26 protein-coding genes and 1 riboswitch are annotated in these 22,404 nt (G+C 70.3%); of the genes, 13 read left to right on the forward strand and 13 right to left on the reverse strand.

Features of this window, described 5'->3' with window-relative positions:
* The first annotated feature begins 11 nt into the window (after nucleotides 1–11).
* From P2L57_RS10805 to P2L57_RS10825, 5 genes are all read left to right on the forward strand, one after another.
* The gene (locus P2L57_RS10805; RefSeq protein WP_275811880.1) at nucleotides 12–743 is read left to right on the forward strand and encodes a type 1 glutamine amidotransferase; all 732 of its coding nucleotides are present in this window, start codon (nucleotides 12–14) and stop codon (nucleotides 741–743) included.
* Between the two features lie 150 nt (nucleotides 744–893).
* Entirely contained in the window at nucleotides 894–1,919 is a 1,026-nt protein-coding gene (locus tag P2L57_RS10810; RefSeq protein WP_275811882.1) for a 6-phosphofructokinase, read from the forward strand.
* A gap of 185 nt (nucleotides 1,920–2,104) precedes the next feature.
* Nucleotides 2,105–3,073 carry a cytochrome c oxidase assembly protein gene (locus P2L57_RS10815; RefSeq protein ID WP_275811886.1) on the forward strand — a complete coding sequence of 323 codons (969 nt, stop codon included), beginning with the start codon at nucleotides 2,105–2,107 and terminating at the stop codon, nucleotides 3,071–3,073.
* Between the two features lie 83 nt (nucleotides 3,074–3,156).
* Nucleotides 3,157–3,315 (forward strand): hypothetical protein, encoded by a 159-nt coding sequence (locus P2L57_RS10820; protein WP_275811889.1) that lies wholly within the window; start codon nucleotides 3,157–3,159, stop codon nucleotides 3,313–3,315.
* Nucleotides 3,316–3,351: 36 nt separating this feature from the next.
* Entirely contained in the window at nucleotides 3,352–4,065 is a 714-nt protein-coding gene (locus tag P2L57_RS10825) for a lysophospholipid acyltransferase family protein (protein WP_275811891.1), read from the forward strand.
* A gap of 265 nt (nucleotides 4,066–4,330) precedes the next feature.
* On the opposite strand, the gene P2L57_RS40155 is transcribed toward P2L57_RS10825, so the two are convergent.
* Together P2L57_RS40155 and P2L57_RS10835 are read right to left on the reverse strand one after the other, a co-directional pair.
* Nucleotides 4,331–4,594, reverse strand: a complete 264-nt coding sequence (locus P2L57_RS40155; protein WP_308292451.1) for a hypothetical protein — start codon at nucleotides 4,592–4,594, stop codon at nucleotides 4,331–4,333.
* A gap of 102 nt (nucleotides 4,595–4,696) precedes the next feature.
* A complete protein-coding gene (locus P2L57_RS10835) occupies nucleotides 4,697–5,329 on the reverse strand; it encodes a DUF1707 SHOCT-like domain-containing protein (protein WP_275811894.1) in 633 nt (210 codons plus the stop codon).
* A 153-nt stretch (nucleotides 5,330–5,482) separates the two neighbouring features.
* On the opposite strand from P2L57_RS10835, the gene P2L57_RS10840 reads away from it, so the two are divergent.
* Nucleotides 5,483–5,842 carry a cupin domain-containing protein gene (locus P2L57_RS10840; RefSeq protein ID WP_275811896.1) on the forward strand — a complete coding sequence of 120 codons (360 nt, stop codon included), beginning with the start codon at nucleotides 5,483–5,485 and terminating at the stop codon, nucleotides 5,840–5,842.
* Between the two features lie 75 nt (nucleotides 5,843–5,917).
* On the opposite strand, the gene P2L57_RS10845 is transcribed toward P2L57_RS10840, so the two are convergent.
* The 8 genes from P2L57_RS10845 to P2L57_RS10880 all read right to left on the reverse strand — a co-directional run bounded on the left by P2L57_RS10845 (nucleotide 5,918) and on the right by P2L57_RS10880 (nucleotide 12,918).
* On the reverse strand, nucleotides 5,918–7,525 hold the full coding sequence (locus P2L57_RS10845; RefSeq protein WP_275811898.1) for an alpha/beta hydrolase: 1,608 nt from the start codon (nucleotides 7,523–7,525) through the stop codon (nucleotides 5,918–5,920).
* 209 nt (nucleotides 7,526–7,734) lie between these two features.
* Nucleotides 7,735–8,550 (reverse strand): urease accessory protein UreD, encoded by an 816-nt coding sequence (locus P2L57_RS10850; RefSeq protein WP_275811900.1) that lies wholly within the window; start codon nucleotides 8,548–8,550, stop codon nucleotides 7,735–7,737.
* Nucleotides 8,547–9,290, reverse strand: a complete 744-nt coding sequence (ureG, locus tag P2L57_RS10855) for an urease accessory protein UreG (RefSeq protein WP_275811902.1) — start codon at nucleotides 9,288–9,290, stop codon at nucleotides 8,547–8,549. The genes P2L57_RS10850 and ureG overlap by 4 nt, the downstream gene beginning before the upstream one ends.
* Before the next feature lie 34 nt (nucleotides 9,291–9,324).
* The gene (locus P2L57_RS10860) at nucleotides 9,325–10,023 is read right to left on the reverse strand and encodes an urease accessory protein UreF (protein ID WP_275811904.1); all 699 of its coding nucleotides are present in this window, start codon (nucleotides 10,021–10,023) and stop codon (nucleotides 9,325–9,327) included.
* 17 nt (nucleotides 10,024–10,040) lie between these two features.
* Complete coding sequence (locus tag P2L57_RS10865) at nucleotides 10,041–11,783, reverse strand: urease subunit alpha (protein ID WP_275811906.1); 1,743 nt, start codon at nucleotides 11,781–11,783, stop codon at nucleotides 10,041–10,043.
* A complete protein-coding gene (locus P2L57_RS10870; protein ID WP_275811908.1) occupies nucleotides 11,776–12,087 on the reverse strand; it encodes an urease subunit beta in 312 nt (103 codons plus the stop codon). Before P2L57_RS10870 ends, P2L57_RS10865 begins: the two co-directional genes overlap by 8 nt.
* A 25-nt stretch (nucleotides 12,088–12,112) precedes the next feature.
* A complete protein-coding gene (locus P2L57_RS10875) occupies nucleotides 12,113–12,415 on the reverse strand; it encodes an urease subunit gamma (protein ID WP_275811910.1) in 303 nt (100 codons plus the stop codon).
* A gap of 209 nt (nucleotides 12,416–12,624) precedes the next feature.
* Nucleotides 12,625–12,918, reverse strand: a complete 294-nt coding sequence (locus P2L57_RS10880) for a type II toxin-antitoxin system Phd/YefM family antitoxin (protein ID WP_275811912.1) — start codon at nucleotides 12,916–12,918, stop codon at nucleotides 12,625–12,627.
* 96 nt (nucleotides 12,919–13,014) lie between these two features.
* On the opposite strand from P2L57_RS10880, the gene P2L57_RS10885 reads away from it, so the two are divergent.
* From P2L57_RS10885 to P2L57_RS10895, 3 genes are all read left to right on the forward strand, one after another.
* On the forward strand, nucleotides 13,015–13,647 hold the full coding sequence (locus tag P2L57_RS10885) for an ATP-dependent Clp protease proteolytic subunit (RefSeq protein WP_275811915.1): 633 nt from the start codon (nucleotides 13,015–13,017) through the stop codon (nucleotides 13,645–13,647).
* Nucleotides 13,648–13,653: 6 nt separating this feature from the next.
* Nucleotides 13,654–13,956, forward strand: a complete 303-nt coding sequence (locus P2L57_RS10890; RefSeq protein ID WP_275811918.1) for a hypothetical protein — start codon at nucleotides 13,654–13,656, stop codon at nucleotides 13,954–13,956.
* Between the two features lie 266 nt (nucleotides 13,957–14,222).
* Nucleotides 14,223–14,283: riboswitch (cyclic di-AMP (ydaO/yuaA leader) on the forward strand.
* 35 nt (nucleotides 14,284–14,318) lie between these two features.
* Complete coding sequence (locus P2L57_RS10895; RefSeq protein ID WP_275811920.1) at nucleotides 14,319–14,792, forward strand: C40 family peptidase; 474 nt, start codon at nucleotides 14,319–14,321, stop codon at nucleotides 14,790–14,792.
* Between the two features lie 169 nt (nucleotides 14,793–14,961).
* On the opposite strand, the gene P2L57_RS10900 is transcribed toward P2L57_RS10895, so the two are convergent.
* Nucleotides 14,962–15,432 (reverse strand): ATP-binding protein, encoded by a 471-nt coding sequence (locus tag P2L57_RS10900; protein WP_275811923.1) that lies wholly within the window; start codon nucleotides 15,430–15,432, stop codon nucleotides 14,962–14,964.
* 228 nt (nucleotides 15,433–15,660) lie between these two features.
* The gene (locus P2L57_RS10905) at nucleotides 15,661–16,803 is read right to left on the reverse strand and encodes an 8-amino-7-oxononanoate synthase (RefSeq protein ID WP_275811969.1); all 1,143 of its coding nucleotides are present in this window, start codon (nucleotides 16,801–16,803) and stop codon (nucleotides 15,661–15,663) included.
* A gap of 173 nt (nucleotides 16,804–16,976) precedes the next feature.
* On the opposite strand from P2L57_RS10905, the gene bioB reads away from it, so the two are divergent.
* From bioB to P2L57_RS10925, 4 genes are all read left to right on the forward strand, one after another.
* Nucleotides 16,977–18,167, forward strand: a complete 1,191-nt coding sequence (bioB, locus tag P2L57_RS10910) for a biotin synthase BioB (protein WP_275811971.1) — start codon at nucleotides 16,977–16,979, stop codon at nucleotides 18,165–18,167.
* The gene (locus P2L57_RS10915) at nucleotides 18,160–19,464 is read left to right on the forward strand and encodes an adenosylmethionine--8-amino-7-oxononanoate transaminase (RefSeq protein WP_275811925.1); all 1,305 of its coding nucleotides are present in this window, start codon (nucleotides 18,160–18,162) and stop codon (nucleotides 19,462–19,464) included. The genes bioB and P2L57_RS10915 overlap by 8 nt, the downstream gene beginning before the upstream one ends.
* Before the next feature lie 20 nt (nucleotides 19,465–19,484).
* Nucleotides 19,485–20,201 (forward strand): dethiobiotin synthase, encoded by a 717-nt coding sequence (gene bioD / locus P2L57_RS10920; RefSeq protein WP_275811974.1) that lies wholly within the window; start codon nucleotides 19,485–19,487, stop codon nucleotides 20,199–20,201.
* Nucleotides 20,202–20,432: 231 nt separating this feature from the next.
* A complete protein-coding gene (locus P2L57_RS10925) occupies nucleotides 20,433–20,807 on the forward strand; it encodes a hypothetical protein (protein ID WP_275811927.1) in 375 nt (124 codons plus the stop codon).
* Nucleotides 20,808–21,149: 342 nt separating this feature from the next.
* On the opposite strand, the gene P2L57_RS10930 is transcribed toward P2L57_RS10925, so the two are convergent.
* Entirely contained in the window at nucleotides 21,150–22,058 is a 909-nt protein-coding gene (locus tag P2L57_RS10930) for an NADP-dependent oxidoreductase (protein ID WP_275811929.1), read from the reverse strand.
* Nucleotides 22,059–22,404: the final 346 nt, after the last annotated feature.

A 22,404-nucleotide genomic window follows, 5' to 3' on the forward strand; every position in this document is an offset into this window, starting at 1 on the left:
GGATTGCGAGCATGAGCGACACCAGCCTGCGCCTGGTGTGGGTCTACCCCGACCTGCTGAGCACCTACGGTGACCAGGGCAACGCCCTGGTGGTGGAGCGCCGCGCCCAGCAGCGGCACATCCCCGTCACCCGTATCGACGTACGTTCCGACCAGCCGATCCCCACCTCGGGCGACATCTATCTGATCGGTGGCGGTGAGGACCGGCCGCAGCGGCTCGCCGCGGAGCGGCTGCGGCGGGACGGCGGACTGAACCGGGCGGTGGGCAACGGCGCCATCGTCTTCTCGGTCTGCGCGGGCTACCAGATCCTGGGCACCGAGTTCATCAACGACCTCGGCCGCCCCGAGCCGGGCCTGGGCATCCTCGATGTGCGCAGCGTCCGCAACGAGGGCTCCCGGCACGTCGGCGACATCATGGGCGACATCGACGAGCGACTCGGCCTGCCGCCGCTGACCGGCTTCGAGAACCACCAGGGAAATACGGTTGTCGGCCCCGGCGCCCGCCCCTTCGCCCGGCTCCGGTTCGGCAGCGGCAACGGCACCGGCGACGGCACCGAGGGCGCTTGGTGCGACACGGTCTTCGGTACCTACGCGCACGGCCCGGTGATGGCCCGCAACCCGCTGATCGCCGACATGCTGCTGAAACTCGCGCTCGACGTGCACGCGCTGCCGCCGGTCGACGAGCAGTGGTACGAGGCGCTGCGCGCCGAGCGGATCGCGGCCGCGACGCAGGCGTCGGCCTGAGGCCACCCCCACGGAGCGTGGGGTTCCGTCATCCGGACGAAACCGGCACGACGGACCGATGTTTCCCCCGTACGGATAGGCTGGCGGGGTCCTTCCGGACGACGGGGTCCGGTCGCCGGTTGACTTGCAGGTGCAGGAGTAGCGAGAGCAATGCGTATTGGTGTGCTGACCAGCGGCGGCGACTGCCCCGGACTGAACGCCGTCATCCGGTCGGTGGTGCACCGCGCCGTGGCCGACCACGGTGACGAGGTGATCGGCTTCCACGACGGCTGGAAGGGTCTGCTCGAGGGCGACTACCGCAAGCTGGACCTGGACGCGGTCGGTGGCATCCTCGCCCGCGGCGGCACCATCCTCGGCTCGTCCCGCGTGCAGCCCGCCCATCTGCGCGGTGGTGTGGAGCAGGCCAAGGGCCATGTCAAGGACCTCGGCCTGGACGCGATCATCCCGATCGGCGGCGAGGGCACGCTGAAGGCGGCCCGGCTGCTGTCCGACGCGGGGCTGCCGATCGTCGGGGTGCCCAAGACCATCGACAACGACATCTCCTCGACCGACGTCACCTTCGGTTTCGACACCGCGGTGATGGTCGCGACCGAGGCGCTGGACCGGTTGAAGACCACCGCCGAGTCCCATCAGCGGGTGCTGATCGTCGAGGTGATGGGCCGCCACACCGGCTGGATCGCACTGCACTCGGGCATGGCGGCCGGTGCGCACGCGATCGTGGTTCCGGAGCGGCCGTTCGATATCGAGGAGCTGACCGCGCTGGTCGGCAAGCGGTTCGCGGCGGGCAAGAAGTTCGCGATCGTGGTGGTCTCCGAGGGCGCCAAGCCGCGTGAGGGGTCGATGGCCTTCGAGACCGGCGGCACCGACATGTACGGGCACGAGCGATTCGCCGGAGTGGCCCGGCAGTTGTCGGTCGAGCTGGAGCAGCGGCTCGGCAAGGAAGCACGTCCGGTGATCCTCGGCCATGTGCAGCGCGGCGGTACGCCGACCGCCTACGACCGGGTGCTGGCCACCCGGTTCGGCTGGCACGCGGTGGAGGCGGCGCACAACGGCGACTTCGGGATGATGACGGCGCTGCGCGGCACCGACATCGTGCTGGTGCCGCTGGCCGAGGCTGTCGACCATCTGAAGACGGTGCCCGCCGAGCGGTACGTCGAGGCCGAGTGCGTGCTGTGACAGCAGCTTAAGGAGGACCTTTCCGGGGCACGGCCCCCGGACCCCCGTTCGAAGGGCCTCCCCCGACACCCCAGAGCCGCCCCCGCCCGAAGCCTCGGGAGGGGGCGGCTCTAGTCTGGTGCGGGCGCACCGGTCGAATCGGTTACAAAGGGGCGCCCTGCGCGAGGTGCGACAGGAGAGTGCGGATGGATCACAGCGGGCACGGCATGTCGGGCATGCACGGCATGGACATGGATATGCCGCCGTTCACGCTGGGACGGGGCCTGCAGTTCAGTGGCGATCCGTTCTTCCTGATCGGTTGTGTGCTGGCGCTGGGCCTGTACGGCTGGGCGGTGATCCGGCTGCGCCGCCGCGGCGACGCGTGGCCGGTGGTACGCACCGTCGCGTTCGCCACCGGTGTGCTGACCGTGGGCCTGACGATGTGCACCAAGCTGAACGACTACGGCATGGTCCTGTTTAGCGTGCACATGGTGCAGCACATGGTCATCAGCATGCTCTCGCCCATCCTGTTGCTGCTCGGCGCACCGGTGACGCTGACGTTGCGGGCGCTGCCCACGGCGGGCCGGGGCCGCAAGGGACCACGTGAGCTGCTGGTGGCCCTGCTGCACAGCCGCTACATGCGGATCATCACGCATCCGGCGTTCACCATCCCGCTGTTCATCGCGAGCCTGTACGCGCTGTACTTCACGCCGCTGTTCGACTTCCTGATGGGCAGCCGGATCGGGCACATCGCGATGATGGTGCACTTCCTCGCGGTGGGCCTGGTCTTCTTCTGGCCGATCATGGGCGTGGACCCCGGGCCGCACCGGCCGGGGTATGTGATGCGCATCCTGGAGCTGTTCATGGGGATGCCGTTCCACGCGTTCTTCGGCATCGCGCTGATGATGGCCAGCCAGCCAATGATCAAGACCTTCGAGCATCCGCCCGCCTCGCTCGGCGTGGACCCGCTGGCCGACATGCACGCGGGCGGTGCCATCGCCTGGGCGTTCAGCGAGATCCCGTCGGTGCTGGTGCTGATCGCGCTGGTCATGCAGTGGTACTTCTCGGAGCAGCGGCAGTCCCGGCGCAAGGACCGCGCGGCGGACCGCAACGGCGACCAGGAGCTGGTGGCGTACAACGCCTATCTGGCCTCGCTCCAGGGGCGCGGCCGCTGACATCGCGCGTTTTCCGGTGTTGTCGCCCCGTAGCGGTAGGGACCGCTGCGGGGCGACGATGGTTCCTGGAGGTGGCTGGGACGATGCCGGGATCCGCGAAGGCGATGACGGTGTGCACGTTGCTGGTCTTGGTGCTGGTCACCGCGTACACAGTCGCGCTGGGCAGCAACGGGTGGCTGTGGTTCGGCTGGGTGGTGCTGGGTCTGCTGACCGCGGGCAGCGCACTGACCCGCCGGACCTGACCGCGGTCATCGTGGTGCACTCGGGAGGCGTCCACCGTGTTCTATTACCTGCTGAAGTACCTGGTGCTCGGCCCACTGCTGAAGCTGCTGTTCCGGCCGCGCATCGCAGGCCTGGAGAACATTCCGGAAGAGGGCCCGGCCATCATCGCGGGCAATCACCTCTCCTTCTCCGACCACTTCCTGATGCCCGCGATCCTGCCGCGCCGGATCACCTTCCTCGCCAAACAGGAGTACTTCACCGGACCGGGGCTCAAGGGCGCGCTGATCGCCTCGTTCTTCCGCAGCGCGGGTCAGATCCCGGTGGACCGCACCGGTGGGAAGGCGGCGCACCCGGCCGTGACGGAGGCACTCGCCGTGCTCGGACGCGGTGAGCTGATGGGCGTCTACCCGGAGGGCACCCGCTCGCACGACGGACGGCTCTACAAGGGGCGAACCGGTGTGGCGGTGATGGCGCTCAAGGCGCACGCGCCCGTCGTACCGTGCGCGATGGTCGGCACGTTCGAGATCCAGCCGCCGGGACGGCTGCTGCCGAAGATCCGCCGGGTGACCATCCGGTTCGGCAAGCCGCTGGACTTCTCCCGGTTCGAGGGGCTGGAGGGCGACCGGTTCGTGCTGCGCTCGATCGTCGACGAGATCATGTACGCGATCATGGAGCTGTCCGGCCAGGAGTACGTGGACCGCTACGCCGCCGAGGTCAAGGCCGAGTTGACGCGGAACGGCACCGCACACCACCCGCGCGGGGCCGCGTAGTCAGCGCACAGCGAACACCACCGGGTACGGCGACCGAGGTGCGTGATGTCGCTGCCATGGCAGGAACCGTCTTCGTGATCGGGGCAATGCGACAGATGGCCGGGCTGTCCGAGCGGATCGGCTCGGCGGTCGTCATCTCCAGCATCACGGTGTACGGGGACGAACGCGGGCGCGGATCCGTCATCCAGGAGGAGCCGGACGGCTTCCCCCCCCACCCGGCACCGGTGCCGGAGACACAGCGCACCGTGCCTGCAGGTGACCGCGGTTACTCGACCCTGAAGGCAGCTCTGGAACGGGAGTTGACGGCCGCGGGCGACGCGCCGCCGACGGCCCTGCTGCGCGCGGGCGCCGTCCACGGGCCGCGCTCCCGGCTGCCGCGCGAGCTGTACTTCGTCAAGCGGGCGCTGGACAAGCGTCCGGTGCGGGTGCCGGCGTACCGCGGTGAGAGCCGCTTCCACACCTCCCACAGCGCGAACACCGCGGAGTTGGTACCGCTGGCGGCGCGCAGGCCCTGGTCGCGGGTGCTCAACGCCGCCGATCCATACCCGCCGACCGTGGCGGAGACCGGATCGGCGATCGACCCCGTGCTGGACCATGTCTGCGAGACGGTCCCGTTGGACGGCCCCGCGACTCAACGGAATTCGTGCCAGGGCCACCTGAAGCCGCCGCGCATCACCCGCACATGGCCGAACACCGACCGTCCGGTGATCCGGACGATGGGGCCGTCCTCGTCCTGCGGGCCCTTGCCGCCGGGCAGTGAGCGCTTGCCGAACAGCGCGGTCCCGGTGTCGTAGACGCGGGCGTTGTCCGGGACCAGGATCTCGATCTTGCCGCCGAAGGAGTTCGCCTCGATGACGACCTCGCGCCGGGTGAACACCGCATGCCGCAGATCGATCACGGCGGCGCCGAAGGTGGAGCGGACCAGCGTCACCGGAGGGACCGGCCACTGCCCACCACGCCGGATCTTGCTGAACACCGCCTGGACCGGGGCGGCATCGAGGTGCACGGCGGGCGCCGGGCCGCCCGCGGGCTCGGGCAGATCGCGGGTGAGCGGGGCGAGTTCACCGACGGTGCGGGAGGCGTACACCGCCTCAAGCCGCTCGGCGTGCTCCTCGGGTGCCAGGCGTCCGGTGGCCAGCGCGTCCGCGAGTATGGCCGCCACGCGGTCACGCTCCTCGTCGGAGGCACGCAAGTCAGGCGCGACACCGGGCAGTTTGGACAGCCGAGCGGGCTCCGGGGCGGGTACGGGGGCCGATGCGGGCATCAGGGCATCCTCTTCCACGGCGTGCGCGGGCTAACGACAGAACTCACGTTATATCGCGATAGTCGTCACCGGCAATACGCTGGCCTGGCCCTGTCGGCGCTGACTAGGCTGATCTTGCGTCGGCCACTGGAAGACGCGCGAGGAGGAGCAGAGATGTCAGACGCCCAGCTCAGCATCGACTCCGTGATGGACGCGGTCGCCGAGAAGTGGCTGCCGCATGTGGTCGCCGAGGTCAATGACTACGACGTCAAGGTCGCCAATGTCGAGGGGGAGTTCCCCGAGCATGTCCACGCGGACACCGACGAGTTCTTCCTCGTGCTCGCCGGTCGGCTGCACCTCGATCTGCCGGACCGCACGGTGACGCTCGGCCCGAACGACGTCTTCACGGTGGGGCGCGGCACTCCGCATCGCCCGCGCGCCGAGCAGGGCACCCGGATCCTGATGTTCGAACCGCGCGGCACGGTCAACAACGGTGACGGCAACACCGGGACGACGGGCATACGCATCGCCTGACCAGCTCCGGCAAACCAATGGTGCCGCACCCGTGGTACGGATGCGGCACCATCATCAACTCCGGCTAGCCGAAGGTCACTCGGCGCTCGCCTTGCCGATGGCCTCGGTCGGCACGGCGTGCGGACCACAGACGACGTCATGGCCGTCGAGTCGGCCGTCGACGAAGTAGGCGGTCACCCGGTCGTTGATGCAGGGGTTGACCAGACCGGTCACACCGTGCGAGCCCGCATCCCGCTCGGTGATCATCTCCGAGCCGCGCAGCCTGCGGTGAAGTTCCACGGCGCCCGAGTACGGGGTTGCCGCGTCACGCGTGCTCTGCACGATCAGTACGCTCGGCAGACCACCCCGCGAGCGGACGTCGAGCGGGGTGTGCTGCGGCTGGGTCCAGGTGGCGCACGGCAGGTTCATCCATGCGTTGGACCAGGTCAGGAACGGGTACTTGGCGTTCAGCGCGGTGTTGTCGCGATCCCACGTGCGCCAACTGGTGGGCCAGTGGGCGTCGTTGCACTCCACGGCGGTGTACACGGCGTTGCTGTTCTCCGCCGTGGTGTTGCCGGCCACATTGCTGTAGTCCGGCCCCGCCGCCTTGATCAGCGGCTTGGCGTCGCCAGCGGCGTACTTGCCCCACGCGTCGGCGATGATCGGCCAGTACTGGTCGAAGTACGGGGCGTTCTGGAAGAAGGCGATCAGTTCGGCCGGGCCGACCACACCGCCGAGCTGATGGCTCTTGGCGGTGGCGCGGAGCCGCTGCCACTGCTGCTCGACCTTCGCCCGGGTGGTACCGAGGTGGTACGCGGCGTCATGCTGGGCGACCCAGTTCTCGAAGTCCTTCCACCGGCCCTCGAAAGCCACGTCCTGGTTCAGGTTGTTCTGGTACCAGATCTGGTCGGGGTTGGGATTGACGACGCTGTCCACCAGCAGGCGGCGGACATGGGTCGGGAACAGCGTCGCGTAGACGGCGCCGAGGTAGGTGCCGTACGAGACGCCGAGGTAGTTCAGCTTCTTCTCACCGAGCGCCGCGCGGATGACGTCCATGTCGCGGGCGGCGTTGGGCGTCGTCATATAGCGCAGCAGCGGGCCGCTGCGGTGCGCGCACCCGTCCGCGTACTCCTTGGCGAGCTTGCGCTGCGCCAGCTTGTCCGCCTGGTCGCCCGGTACCGGGTCGGCCTTGGGGGCCTTGACGAACTCGCGGGGGTCCTCGCAGCTGATCGGGGAGGAGTGGCCCACGCCGCGTGGGTCGAAGCCCACGAAGTCGTACGCCTGTGCGGTCCTGGTCCACAGCGGGTTCTTGGTCGTGACCCGCATGGGGAACTTCATGCCGGAGCCGCCCGGTCCACCCGGGTTGTACAGCAGCGCGCCCTGGCGCTGCGCCGGGGTCCCGGTGCTGCGGACGCGGTCCACCGCGAGCTTGATGGTGGCTCCGTCGGGCTTCGCGTAATCGATGGGGACCGTCACGAACCCACACTGGATGGGGGCCTTGAACCCCCAGTCCGACGGGCAGTCGGTCCAGTGGATTCCGGCCTTCGCGGCGCGCGTGGCCGCGACGTCCACCCCGTGCGCCTCGGCACTCGCGCCGTAGGCGCTACCGCCCGGCGTCTGGTCCCCCGCGCTGGCCGCGGGAGCTGCCGCGATGGTGCCCGCGATCAGGGCACCGGTCGCGCCGAGCACGGCAATGCGTTTCAAAGAATTTCCCCTCTCTGCTGGTGTGCCGCTGGTAGCGGCAGCGATCAAGCAGGTCCAGGGAGATCCTTTCGTCCACTTAGAGGATCCGCACAGATATTCAAGAGATTTCTTTACCATTTCGTAAGACTGGCTTGTGGGTTGACGCTCCGCCAGCCGAATGCCGCCGGTCGGCGTAGCGCCGGTCCGGCGGATTCCCGTCTCCGCGTGGCCTACCCCGCGGCGGCCGCCGCGGCCTGCCGGCCGGCGTCGAGCAGCCGACGCACCATCAGGGCGTCCTCGGCCAGCGCGGTCACCAGGGCCGCCGGTCCAGCGAGCGGAGTGAGCATCGCCTCGCCCTCGGCCGGATCCGACGGCAGCACCGCAACCTGGCAGGGCCGGTCCCGGAACCGTGGTTCCACGACCAGGAGTTGGCCGACGGCCCGGTACCGGTCGAGCACCGCGGGCCCCGACCAACCGGGCGCCCCCGGGCCCAGGGCGAGTCCCTGATCGAGCAGCGCACGGCCGTCCAGCCGGACGGTCAGCCTGCTCACCAGCCGCCCCGGCCGCTCCCCCGCCCGACCCAGCACCAGTTCCTCACGGAGCACCAGTCGGGCCCCCTCTGCAAGGTCCACCCGGGTGGTCATCGCCAGATCGCTCCCGGCCGCCGCGATCAACGGCTCCGGCAGCCAGCACAGCTCGGCGTCCGAATCCACCGTCAGCCGCACGTCATACGTGGCGGAGCGCCCGCACCGCCCCGGCAGCGAGACCGTGGCCGCCGCCGAGCCCACCGCGAGCCGGGCCCCGGTACGTACCCGCGTGTCCAGCGAGAGGTGGTCGCCGCCCAGCGGCGCGCTCATCGCCCCGACGACGGTGACCTGGGCGGTGCCCGGTGCGACGGCCCGAGTGCGGCGCAGGGCGAGCGGCCCCGCTCCGTCGAGTACCGGCAGCGCCGTCCCGCCGCGGCCGTCCGGTGCGGCCACGATCCGGGCGGCAGCGCGCACCCCGCTGGCCGGTGCGGTGGCCCGGGTCGGCACGACGGCGGTCATGCGGCCGCCGCGGTCCATCCGGCGAGCCGCTCCCGGACCCAGCCGATGACCGGAGCTATCCCATCCGGTTCGGTCAACGAGGTGAAGGCGACCGGCAGTTCACCCCGCTGGGTCCTGGCGTCCCGCGCCATGACCCCCAGGTCGGCGCCGACCAGCGGGGCGAGGTCGGTCTTGTTGACCACCAGGAGATCGGCAGTGGACACCCCCGGGCCGCCCTTGCGCGGGATCTTGTCGCCGCCCGCGACGTCGATCACGAAGATCTGCGCGTCGACCAGCCCCTTGGAGAAGGTGGCGGTGAGGTTGTCGCCGCCCGATTCGACGAGGACGAGGTCGAGCGGCCCCACCGTCTCCTCCAGATCCTCGACCGCTTCGAGGTTGGCGGAGATGTCATCCCGGATGGCGGTGTGCGGGCATGCGCCGGTCTCCACCGCGGTGATCCGCTCGGCCGGCAGCACCGCGTTGCGCAGCAGGAACTCCGCGTCTTCCCGGGTGTAGATGTCATTGGTGACAACGGCGATGGACAACTCGTCTCGCAGCTGGCGGCAGATCGCGGCGACCGTGGCGGTCTTCCCGGAGCCGACCGGCCCGCCCAGGCCGATCCGCAGCGCCCGTCGGGTGCCGTCCGGCCGCACGGTCGGAGCGCTCGAAGAGGTGGGCGCGGGGTGCTTCCCTGAAAGGGCGGTGGCGGGCGACGGGTGGGAGTACCGCTGCGGGTAGGTCTCGGGGTGGTCCAGATGCATGGTCGGCTCCGGGCGGATCGGGGGTACGGGGCGGCTAGGAGGCGAAGAGTCGGACCGGCCAGGCGGCGTGCCGCTCGGCGGCGATCTCCAGCAGGGGCGCGGAGGCGGCCGGCAGGGCGTCGACATCGCTGTCGAGGGCCAACCGGGCGGAGTCCACCGCCTGTTGGGCGACGCGGTCGAGGTCGGGGGCGAGTCGGGCGAGGACGGCGGTGGCGTCGAACGGATCGAGGCTGAGCAGCCGCACCGCCGCTGTCGCCGGTCCGCTGACCGCCTCGTACGCCGCCGCGTGCGCCGCGTCGAGCGGCCCGAGCCCGGCCGCGCTGGCGGTCACCCCGAGCACCACGGGTTGATGGGCGCCGCGCGGCCGAGCCGCCGCCAGCGCGTCCAGCACGGGCGACGGCCAGCAGGCGCGGGCCGCGCGCATCATCTGGCGGCCGAGCTTGCGAGCGGTGGCCCGCAACGCGGGCGAGGGGGTACGGGCATCGGCCGCCTCGTCCAGCAGCAGCGGATCGACTCCGGCCGCCGCGGCAGCGGCGAGAGCGGCGGCCACCAGTCCGGCGGTGTCCAGCCGCCCCCGGCAGAACGCCTCCAGGGACGTGGCGTCATACAGCCGGCCGGCCGCCACCGCCGCCTCGGCGCCTCCGGAGTGGGCATGCCCGCCCGCCGGGAAGCGCCCGTCCGCGAGGACGAGCAGCGCGGCGCGGTTGGCCGGTGCCGTCGTGGTGATCGTCATGGCGTACCCCGCAGGCCTCAGAACAGGAAGTAGCGCTGGGCCATGGGCAGTTCGACGGCCGGTGCCGGATCGATGGCCTCCCCGTCAATGCGCACCGTGAAGGAGTCCGGGTCGACGTCCACCCGCGGCAGCGCGTCGTTCTCCCGCATGTCCGCCTTGGTGACCGCGCGGGTGCTGCGGATGGCGGCGAACCGTTTGCCGAGCCCCAGCCGGTCCACGAGCCCGTCGTCGAGCGCCGTCTGGGTCACGAAGTTGACGGAGTTGCCCGACGGTGCCCGACCGGTCGCTCCGAACATCGGCCGCGGCAGCATGGGTTGGGGGGTCGGGATGGAGGCGTTGGCATCGCCCATCTGCGCGTACGCGATCTGCCCGCCCTTGATGACCAGTTGAGGTTTGACGCCGAAGAAGGCGGGCTCCCACAGCACCAGGTCGGCGAGTTTGCCCTCCTCGACCGAGCCGATCTCGCCGTCGAGGCCCTGGGCGACCGCGGGGTTGATGGTGTATTTGGCGACATAGCGACGAACCCGGTGGTTGTCCGCCCTGCCGTCGCCCGGTAGGGAGCCGCGACGCCTCTTCATCACATGGGCGGTCTGCCAGGTGCGCAGCACGACCTCGCCGATCCGGCCCATCGCCTGCGAGTCCGAGGAGATGATGGATATCGCGCCGAGATCATGCAGTACATCCTCGGCGGCGATGGTGGACGGCCGGATACGGGACTCGGCGAAGGCGAGGTCCTCGGGCACCGTCGGGTTGAGGTGATGGCAGACCATCAGCATGTCGAGGTGCTCCTCGACGGTGTTGACGGTGTGCGGACGGGTGGGATTGGTCGAGGACGGCAGTACGTTGGGCCGGGAGACCACGGTGATGATGTCCGGTGCGTGTCCGCCGCCCGCGCCCTCGGTGTGGTAGGCGTGGATTGCGCGTCCGGCGATAGCGGCCAGGGTGTCCTCCACGAACCCGGCCTCGTTCAATGTGTCGGTGTGCACGGCGAGTTGGGCACCGCTTGCTTCGCACACCGTCAGGCAGGCGTCGATCGCGGCGGGGGTGGCTCCCCAGTCCTCGTGCACCTTGAAGCCCAGTACTCCGGCGCGCAGTTGGTCGTACATCGACTCGGCGCTGACCGTATTGCCCTTGCCCAGCAGACCGATGTTGACCGGCGACGACTCCAGCGCTTCGAACATCCTGCCAAGGTGCCAGGCGCCGGGGGTGATGGTGGTGGCCTTGGTGCCCTCGGCGGGTCCGGTACCCCCGCCGACCAGGGTGGTCACGCCCGAGGCCAGCGCTTCGTCGACGATCTGCGGGCAGACGAAGTGGACGTGTGCGTCGATGGCACCGGCCGTGATGATCTTGCCGTTGCCCGCGACGATCTCGGTTTCCGGGCCGATGACCAGCCCTGGGTGAATCCCGTCCATCGTCTCCGGATTACCGGCCTTGCCGATGGCGGCGATACGTCCATCACGGATGCCGATATCGGCCTTGATGATGCCCCAGTGGTCGATGATCACCGCGCCGGTGATCACGGTGTCCGGCGCGCCCTGGGCGCGGGTGACCCGGGACTGTCCCATGGACTCGCGGATCACCTTGCCGCCGCCGAAGACCGCCTCGTCACCGCTGTTGCCCGGTCCACCGGACAGGTCGCGTTCGATCTCGACCAGCAGATCGGTGTCGGCGAGCCGGATGAGGTCGCCGGTGGTGGGTCCGAACAGGTCGGCGTAGACGGCACGGCTCAGCCGGATCGGCTCGCGCAGGGAGTCAGTCATCGAGTGCCCCCGCCGTCTGTCCACGCAGTCCGGCGACGATCCGGGCGCCCGCGATGGGCACCAGTGCGACCTCGACCGGGATACCGGGCTCGAAGCGTACGGCGGTGCCCGCGGCGATCCCCAGGCGCATGCCGTGCGCGGCGGCCCGGTCGAAACGCAGGGCGGGGTTGGCCTCGGCGAAATGGTAGTGGGAGCCGACCTGTACGGGACGGTCGGCGGCGTTGAGCACGGTGAGCCGGGTAACCGGCCGGCCCTCGTTGAGGGTTACCGGCTCGTCGGCGACGAGTATCTCTCCGGGGATCATGAAGTGGCGTGTCCTGTCAGCCGGTTCAGACGATCGGGTCATGGACGGTGACCAGCTTGGTTCCGTCCGGGAAGGTGGCCTCGACCTGTACCGAGTGCAGCATCTCGGGAATGCCGTCCATCACCTCGTCGCGGGTGAGCACCTTGCGGCCGGAGGCCATCAGTTCGGCCACCGTGTTGCCGTCCCTGGCGCCTTCCAGGACATGTGAGGTGATGAGGGCGACGGCCTCGGGATGGTTGAGCTTCAACCCCCGGGCCCGTCGCTTCTCCGCCACATCGGCGGCGACGTGGATCAGCAGGCGCTCCTGCTCGTGCGGAGTCAGTTGCACACGCACCACCTCACAGTTGATCCGGCGACCGGCCGGAACGCAGGACGGCCGCGCCCTCGCCGGGCGGCGCCGCGCGCACCGTAGTCGTGGCAGACCCCTGTTTCACCTGCCGGTTCTCAGGATTTTGCAGGGTGGTTACGCCACTGGATCGGTGCTGTTTCCGCCGCGTTAAGGAGCTAGCGCGGTCGCGATGGGGGGTGCCTGAGCCGTCAGGTGGTGTCGCGGCGGGAGGCCATCGGGTCGATGTGCTGGGCGGCGATGCCGAAGCGGCGGCGTTCGCCCGTGGCGGACGAGCCGGGGACATGCGTGGAGACCGTGCTGATCACCCGCTCCCCCTCCTTCTCCTCGCCCTCTTCGAGTCGTCGCAGGTCATCGGCGGACACCAGGGCAACCAGCGGCTTGCCGTGCCGGGTCACGACCACCCGCTCACCGCCGTACACCACACGGTTGATCAGTTCCGCGAGCTCCGCGCGGGCTTGTGTCACCGGGACTTCATACGCCATGCTCCCATCATAACGTCATGTACATCCTGTACATTTTGCACAGAAGGCCGGCCCCCTTGGGCCGAAGGGGTGCCCTGGCGCGCATGGAGGTGCCGCATGATCCAATCGACCGCCCGGTATGTCCTTCCCGAGTTCACCGAGCGCACCACGCAAGGCCTGCGCACGATGGACCCGTACTCCAAGCTGCTCTCCGAACGGGTGGTCTTCCTCGGCGCACCCATCGACGACACCTCGGCGAACGATGTGATGGTGCAGTTGCTGCAGCTCGAACACACCGCCCCGGAACAGGACATCCAGCTCTACATCAACTCGCCTGGCGGATCGTTCACCGCGATGTCGGCGGTGTACGACACCATGCGGTTCATCTCCTGCGAGATCCAGACGGTATGCCTGGGCCAGGCAGCCTCGGCCGCCGCCGTCCTACTGGCCGCGGGCTCCCCCGGCAAACGCCTCGCCCTGCCCGGCGCAAGGGTCCTCCTCGACCAGCCGGGTATCGCGGAACCGGTGCGCGGCCAACCCTCGGACCTGGAGATCCAGGCGAACGAGGTACAGCGGCAGCGTGAGTTGACGGAACAGTTGCTGGCCCACCACACCGGCCAGCCGGTGGAACGGGTTCGCGGGGACCTCGAACGCGCCACCGTCCTGGACGGCGAAGGCGCCCTGGCATACGGGCTGGTCGACCACCTCACCAGCAGCCGCAAGACGGCCCTGCCGTTCAGGGAGCGGTGACCGCCGGTGCTCCCCGAACTGCCGCGGCTGCCCGCACTCACCCGTGCCGAGGGCGCGCTGGTGGACCGCTATCTGGAGACGGTGGACCTGCTGGGGCGGATCAACCCGGCCCGCTGCACCGAAACGTACTCGGCACTGCGCGCCGCCCAGGCCCTGACGGGCACGGCGAACGCGCTGCGCGAGGCACTTGAGCTGATGTACGAGCGCGGCGAGCGCGAAGTGCACGGCCCGGCACTGGTGCGGGCGCTGCGCGTGCTGGACGGCGAGCGGCGTACCCGACTACCCGCCATCCCCCCGCCACCACTCTGACGGACCATTCGCGGGCGGGATCCCAAAAGCGCCGACAGCGGCCTGATTGCGGGTCCGAACCGTCTCCCGGAAGCCCGAACGGAGGACCCTGCGGTCGGATTCGATGTGATTCGTGGGTAATGATCCCTGCGACGACAAGCCCCCGCCACAGCGACGGGGCGGTCCGGGCGGACGCCGAGTCCTGCCGCCGCCTGGATGCCGAGTCGACGCAGCAACGGCAGGAGCGGAGGACCCGAGCAGTACGGGGTCGTCCGGGAAACCGAGGACGGTCCCTCGGGGTGAAGCCGCCACGGCGGCCGGGCAACTTCGCCAGCCCGAACCCGACAGGCCACCCTTCGTAGGCGGACGACGAAGGGGTGCGCATGAGTGCGCCGATAAATCCGTCTGTACTGCTCTCCCGTGTCAGCGCGACCGTGGCACTGGCCACCGCCGCTCTGGCCGGGACCATCGTGGCCCCGGGGCTCGCACAACAGGCGAGTGCCTCCCCCGTATCCATCAGGGCCCTGAAGATCGCCACGGCCAAGCAGGGCTCCCCCTACCGGTGGGGCGCCACGGGCCCGTACAGCTTCGACTGTTCGGGACTGACGTCCTACGCCTTCCGGAAGGCGGGCCACAGACTGCCAAGGACCGCGGCGGCCCAGTACTACCGGACCCGCCATATCCCTGCCGGCGCCCGCCGTCCAGGTGACCTGGTCTTCTTCCACTACGGAGGTTACGTCTACCACGTGGGCGTCTACGCGGGGCACAACAAGATCCTGCACGCCCCCAAGACCGGCACACGAGTGCGCCTCGAACGGATCTGGACCCGCCACGTCTGGTACGGACGGGTGCGTTGACCCTGGTGGCCCGGGAACCGCGGCATCTGCGACTGCCGCCGCGGTTCCCGGGCCACCGCCTTGGCGGCAACGCCGTTGGACAAGTGGTGACTTGGCGGCGTGACAGTTCCGGCGGCTACGGCAACCGGGCAGCCGACGGGACGCCGTGCCGAACGCCCAACGAGCTCTGTCACGGGGTGCGTTCGCACGACCTGTCCCATAACTCGCCCCGGGCGCCGGACAGTGCGGGCCAGGGCAGCGCGATCCACACCGTTTTACCGCCCTCCGGTCGCGGCGCGACGGACATCCGGCCGCCCGACTCCGCGGTGAGGTAGCGGATGATGGCCATCCCCCGCCCGTTGTCCTGCTGCACCGCCGCCGGAAGCCGTTGGGGCCAGCGCGGATGGCTGTCACTGACACCGATGCGCAACCGCTCGTCGTGGTCGAGGAGCAGATCGACGGTGAACGTCGGCGACTGTCCGAGAGTGTGCTGCACGGCGTTGGTCGCCAACTCCGACACGATCAGCCGTACGGTGTCCGCGGCCGGCGCGGTGTCCGGCAGGCCCCAATCGTCGAGCACCCCGGTTACGTATCTACGCGCCACGGTCACCGAGGCGGGATCGCTCGGCAGGGTGACGGATGCTTCCTGGTGATCTGCCATGGCGACGCTGTCCCTCTTCCGCCGGCTTGGGGCTCCGAGAGCGGACTGTCCGCGCCCTGCCGCCTGTGGATATGTCAGTGGCACGACTACGGACAGTTGCTTTTCTCAGAGTGCGATCCATGCTGCCGCCGATACGGGTGGTCCGCCAAGCGCTGCTTTGCTCTGTCCCCCAAAGCGGTGAACTCTATTGGGGAATACCGTGTTAGGCCGTCGCGGGCACACTCAGGTTCAGCCGCGCGGGGCGGTGCGGATGATCACGTCGCAGGCTTCGGCGATATCACCCTCCGTCATATCGGCGCGGGCGGAGAGCCGTAGCCGCGAGATTCCGTCCGGCACGGACGGCGGACGGAAGCAGCCGACGGCGATACCCGCCGCCCGGCAGTCCGCGGCCCACTGCACCGCGGCCTGCGGCCCCGGCGCCCGTACCGACAGCACACAGGCGTCGGGCGCGGCCGACTCAAGACCGGCCGAGGTCAGCCGCTGGTGCAGTTCACGGGCGACGGTACGGGCGCGCGCCGCCCGGCCCGGTTCGCCGCGCAGCAGGCGCAGTGCGGCCAGCGCTCCACCCGCCGCGGCCGGGGCGAGCCCGGTGTCGAAGATGAACGTACGTGCGGAGTTGACCAGATGTTCGATGACCGGGGCCGGACCGAGCACCGCACCCCCTTGGCTGCCCAGCGACTTCGACAGCGTGACCGTGCACACCAGGCCGGGCGCACCGGACAGCCCCGCCTCGGCCGCCGTGCCCCGGCCGCCGTCGCCCAGCACCCCGAGCCCGTGCGCGTCGTCGACCAGCAGCCCCGCGCCCGCCTCTTGGCAGACAGCGGCCAGTTCACGCAGCGGCGCGGCGTCGCCGTCGACCGAGAAGACCGAGTCGGTGATGGCGAGCGCGGGCCCGTCATGCCCGTCCAGGGTCTTGCGGAACGCGTCCGGGTCGCGGTGCGGTACGACGGAGGTCTCGGCGCGCGAGAGGCGGCAGCCGTCGATCAGCGAGGCGTGGTTGCCGGCGTCGGAGACGATCAGCGCCCCCGACGGGGTGAGCGCGGTGACCGCGGCGAGGTTGGCGGCATAGCCCGTGGCGAAGACCAGGGCCGCCTCGAAACCGCAGAACGCGGCGAGTTCCGCCTCCAGTTCGGCGTGCAGCTCGGTCGTTCCGGTGACCAGCCGCGACCCGGTCGAGCCCGCGCCCCACCGCTGCGCGGCCCGCGCGGCGGCCCCGGTGACCTCGGGGTGCCGGGCGAGCCCCAGGTAGTCGTTGCTGGCCAGGTCGAGCAGGTCCGGCTCGGCGGGCCGGGGGCGCAGCGTACGGACCAGCCCGGCGCGGCGGCGGGCCTCGGCGCTGGCGTCGATCCAGTCGAACGGGTCACGGGTCATGGTCGTCCAGTCGTCCAGGAGCTCGGGCGGGCGCACGGGGTCGCACCGGGTTTGCGTGAAACCTAACGGGCGTACGGCGCGAAACGTGGTGTGGCGATACACACATGTTGCTCGGCGGGTGTTGTGTGGTTTGCCATTGGCCCATGGCGCTCCCCTGGGCGAGGATCATCGCCATGGACCTGCTGAACACGCTGGTGGACAAGGGGCTGCGGCGCGAACTGCCGACCCGGGACGAGGCGCTGGCCGTACTGGCCACCTCCGACGATGAACTGCTCGACGTGGTGGCCGCTGCCGGGAAGGTCCGGCGCCAGTGGTTCGGACGCCGGGTGAAGCTGAACTACCTGGTCAACCTGAAGTCCGGGCTGTGCCCCGAGGACTGCTCGTACTGCTCCCAGCGGCTCGGCTCGAAGGCCGAGATCCTGAAGTACACGTGGCTGAAGCCGGATGAGGCGGCGGGCGCGGCGGGCGCCGGGATCGCGGGCGGCGCCAAGCGGGTCTGCCTGGTGGCCAGTGGGCGCGGTCCGACCGACCGGGACGTGGACCGGGTCTCGAAGACCATCGAGGCCATCAAGAACGAGCACAAGGACGTGGAGATCTGCGCCTGCCTCGGGCTCCTCTCCGAGGGCCAGGCCGATCGGCTGCGGGCGGCCGGCGCGGACGCCTACAACCACAACCTCAACACCTCCGAGGGAACGTACGGCGACATCTGCACCACCCACGACTTCTCCGACCGGGTCGACACCGTCCGGCAGGCGCAGGCCGCGGGCCTGTCGGCGTGCTCCGGGCTGATCGCCGGAATGGGTGAATCCGACACCGATCTGGTCGATGTGGTCTTCGCTCTGCGCGACATGGACCCGGACTCGGTGCCGGTCAACTTCCTCATCCCGTTCGAGGGCACCCCGCTGGCGGAGAAGTGGTCGCTGACCCCGCAGCGCTGTCTGCGCATCCTGGCGATGGTCCGCTTCGTCTGTCCGGATGTGGAGGTCCGGCTGGCGGGTGGCCGGGAGATCCACCTGCGCACGCTCCAGCCGCTGGCGCTGCACCTGGTCAACTCCATCTTCCTGGGCGACTACCTGACCAGTGAGGGCCAGGCGGGCCAGGCCGACCTGGAGATGATCGCCGACGCGGGTTTCGAGGTGGAGGGCGCGGACACCACCACCCTGCCCGAGCACCGGCGCGACGCGGGGTCGGGCTGCGGTTCGCACGAGGGCGCCAGTGCGTCGGGCTGCGGTTCGCAGCAGAGCGCCTGCGCGCCGTGCGCCGCGGAGCCGGAGCCGGTGGCGGCATCCGCCGCGGCCGCCCGTACCGACCTGGTCGCGGTGCGCCGCCGCGGCGTGGGCACGGACCTGCCGCCCAATGCCTGAGCCGCTCGCGGTGCGTGAGCTGCTGGATCTCGACCGGGAGCATGTGTGGCACCCGTACGGCCCGATGCCCGGCCGTGCGGAGCCGCTCCTGGTCGAGTCGGCCAGCGGCGTCCGGCTGCGGGTCACCGACCCCGCGGGCGACCGCGCCGAACTGGTGGACGGGATGTCCTCGTGGTGGTCGGCCATCCACGGCTACAACCACCCGGTGCTCAACGAGGCGGCGCGCGGCCAACTGGACCGGATGAGCCATGTGATGTTCGGCGGGCTCACCCATGAGCCCGCCGTCCGGCTCGCCGCCCGGCTGGTCGAGATCACCCCGGAACCGCTGCGCCATGTCTTCCTCGCCGACTCCGGCTCGGTATCGGTCGAGGTCGCGGTCAAGATGTGCCTGCAGTACTGGCGCTCGCGTGGACGGCCCGGCAAACGGCGGCTGTTGACCTGGCGGGGCGGATACCACGGTGACACCTGGCAGCCGATGTCGGTGTGCGATCCGGACGGCGGGATGCACCACCTGTGGTCCGGTGTACTGCCCCATCAGGTCTTCGCCGACACGCCACCGGGCGGCTTCGACGACCCGCCCGACCCGCGGTACGCCGCACACGTACGGGAGTTGATCGCGCGGCACGCCGATGAGCTGGCCGCGGTGATCGTCGAACCCGTGGTGCAGGGGGCCGGTGGGATGCGCTTCCACTCCCCCGGCTATCTACGGGTACTGCGCGAGGCGTGCGACGAGCACGATGTGCTGCTGGTGCTGGACGAGATCGCCACGGGCTTCGGACGTACCGGCGCGTTGTTCGCGGCCGGGCACGCCGGGATCGCGCCTGATGTGATGTGCCTCGGCAAGGCGTTGACCGGCGGCTATCTGACGATGGCCGCGACGCTGTGCACCACCCGGGTCGCCGAGGGCATCTCCCGCGGCGAGGTGCCGGTGCTGGCGCACGGCCCCACGTTCATGGGCAATCCGCTGGCGGCGGCGGTCGCCAACGCCTCGATCGACCTCCTGCTCGGCCAGGACTGGGCGTTGGAGGTCAAGCGGATCGAGTCGGGCCTGCGCGAGGGGCTGGCGGACGCGTCGTCGATCGCGAGGGTACGCGACGTACGGGTCCTGGGTGCGATCGGAGTCGTCCAACTCGACCACGAGGTGGACATCGCGGCCGCTACCCGGGCCGCGGTCCGCAGTGGCGTATGGCTGCGGCCGTTCCGTGATCTGGTGTACACGATGCCGCCGTACGTCACCGGGGACGAGGACGTGGCACGGATCTGCGCGGCGGTACTGGCCGCGGCGCGGCAAGGTTGAGGACGGAAGACGGGTACGACATGCCGGTGATCGTCGTCTCGGGGACCGGAACGGAGATCGGCAAGACGGTGGTGACCGCCGCCGTGGCCGCGACCGCGTTGGCGCTCGGCCGCACAGTGGCCGTCCTCAAACCGGCGCAGACCGGTGTGGCGGCGGACGAGACCGGTGATGCCGCCGAGGTGGCCCGGCTGGCCGGAGAGGTGACGTCGTGCGAACTCGCGCGCTATCCGGAGCCGTTGGCCCCGGGCACCGCCGCCCGGCGCGCCGGTCTGCCCACGGTGGATCCGCAGCAGATCGCGGACGCCGCAGGCAAGTTGGCCATCGACCACGACCTCGTCCTGGTGGAGGGCGCGGGCGGGCTGCTGGTGCGCTTCGACGAGCGGGGCGGGACGCTGGCGGACGCCGCCGGGCTGGTCGGCGCGCCGGTGCTGCTGGTCGCGGCGGCCGGACTGGGCACCTTGAACACGACCGAACTGACCGCGCGAGAGCTGCGCGGCCGGGGGGTGGACTGCCTCGGCGTGGTGGTGGGCAGTTGGCCCGAGCGGCCTGATCTTGCGGCGCGGTGCAATCTAGCCGATCTGCCGGAGGTGGCTGGCGCACCGCTGCTGGGCGCGGTTCCGCGGGGGGCGGGAGCCCTGTCGCCCGCCGACTTCCGCAAGGCGGCCGCCGGTTGGCTGGCGCCCGCCCTTGGCGGGAACTGGGACGCGGCTGCGTTCACCGCTCACGCGGGCGCCTGACCGACGGCCCACACCTCTCTGGGCGGGCGAGGGGCAGATCTCTGGGCCGCCGAGGGACAAGGCGGCACGCTGGGAGACGGCGTGGCCCACGAGAGCTCGGCGGGAGGCTCCTCGCTCGGTCACCGCGGCTCGCTGTCGGCGTTCAGGCGTGTTGCGGTACGTATGCGCCCGGTTGGCGACAAGCCCGCCGTACCATCTCAGTAAGCGCATTCCGGCCATGGGGAGAAAGCCGTGACCACCACCATGTCTGCCGCGGACCTGTGGCTTCCGGATCCCGAGGAGCATGATTTTCCGGCGGCGGCCGACTACCTGGACCTGATCGTCGACGCGGATCAGGTGGAGCGGATCGTGGCCCGGCTCCGCGAAGCCCCGACGCGGGCCAAGAAGGCGAAGGACGTCATGCGGGCGTCCCAACTACCGCTGCTGCCCGCAGACAACGTCCACGTGCGGCACAACATCCACAAGGTCCGCGACGGCAAGAAGCTCAGCCCAGTCCTCCTCGTCCGTGGGGCGCCGCTGCTCATCGTCGACGGATATCACCGCGTCTGCGCCGCCTATCACCTCACCGAAGACCTCGACATCCCCTGCCGACTGGTCAGCCCATAGCCCCGAGGTGCCAACGCCGCACGCTCAACTGCGCGGGGCTGAGCACTTGTTCACCCGCCTCCACTGACGCCGCCTCCGCCACTGCCGCTGGCCCCGCCACCACCGCTGGCCTCACCGGCACTGCCGCTTCCTTTGCCACCGCTGCTGTCCCCTTTGCCACCGCCTTTGCCTGGCCGCCGTCGCCGCCACCCCCATCGGGATGCACCTCGCAGTCCCCATCAGCCTCCCCCTCGACGCACTCTCAGGATCCCCGCCCGAGCCACCACGCGGCCATGGCTACTGCCCTGCTACGAGCACTGGTTGATGAAGAGAAGAGGCTCATCGGAAGGACCGGCCCCCGCGTCAACGAGACGCGGAGGGAACGAGAACGATCTTCTTGCCGCCGGCCTGTCCGGCGACCACCCGTGCGAATGCGGCCGGCCCCTCGCTCAGGGGGAGAGGTTCCGGCGTGATCTGCAAGGCTCCCTCACTGAGTCGCTCCGCCAGTGCGGCGAGTTGGGCGGGGTCGGGTTGGACGTACATGTCCGTACTGGTGATGCCTCGCTCCGATGGGGGCGCGTCCGAGGTCAGGGAGCACAGCCGGCCGCCGTCACGTACCAGGGGCAGGGCGACTTCGGCGGTACCGGGGGCCGCCGCCAGCACACCGTCGAACGGTGGGCTGACACGGCTCGGCCAGTCCGGGTCGTGGTAGTCGACGACGTGCGGCGCCCCGAGGCTGCGCAGGCGGCCGGTGGCGGAGGCCGATGCGGTCGCGGTCACCTCGATCCCCATGGCCGCGGCCAGTTGAACTGCCAGGGACCCGGTGTTGCCGCCTCCGTTGGTGACCAGGAGCCGCTCGCTTCGACCAAGCGCCAGCATGGCGAGGGCCTGCCACGCGGTGAGGCCGTTGACCGGCAGCGCGGCCGCCTCAACGGGATCCAGTCCGGTAGGGCATCGGGTCGCATGAGCCGCGGTGATCAGGACGCGTTCGGCCCAGAATCCGCTTCCGCCGGCCAGTGGAGCCTCATGCGCGAGCACCCGATCGCCGAGGGCGAACTCGTGGACATCAGGACCGACCGCGAGCACGCGGCCCACGCCCTCCACTCCGAGGGCGGCGGGAGGCCGCAGATCGACGTTCCAGCCGCTGCCGTTCAGCAGCCGGTCCCACGGCCCGACCCCAGCCGCCTCGACCTCGACCAGGATCTGACCAGTGGCGGGAGAAGGCGGGTCAGTCAATTCCAGGAGAACGACGTCCTGTTCACTCCCGGTCACTCCGCATGCCTTCATTTCCGCCCTTTCACTCGTACGACCCTCAGGTACCGCGGCCGGAATTCTCGTGCCGCCAGGCCTCGGGACCGGGTGGCTTGGTTGGGATCACCACGCGGTCCACAGGGAGATCCCGGCAATGCGGAGTCCAGCCAGGTCGATGGTCACCGTCTTCGCGTAGCGGGTGGCGATGCCACGCCATTGCCTCAGGCAGTTGGCCCACCACTCAAGGAGCAAGCCGTACTGCACACATAGACGAGTTGACGGGAGGGAATGTCCCGGTCATCGGGGTTGATGGCTTGCTGGACGCTGCTGCCGTCGTGCGTCGGCTGCTTGAGCGGCAGGCTGGGGT

The organism is Streptantibioticus ferralitis, from assembly GCF_029223525.1.
Taxonomy (GTDB): Bacteria; Actinomycetota; Actinomycetes; order Streptomycetales; family Streptomycetaceae; genus Streptantibioticus_A; species Streptantibioticus_A ferralitis.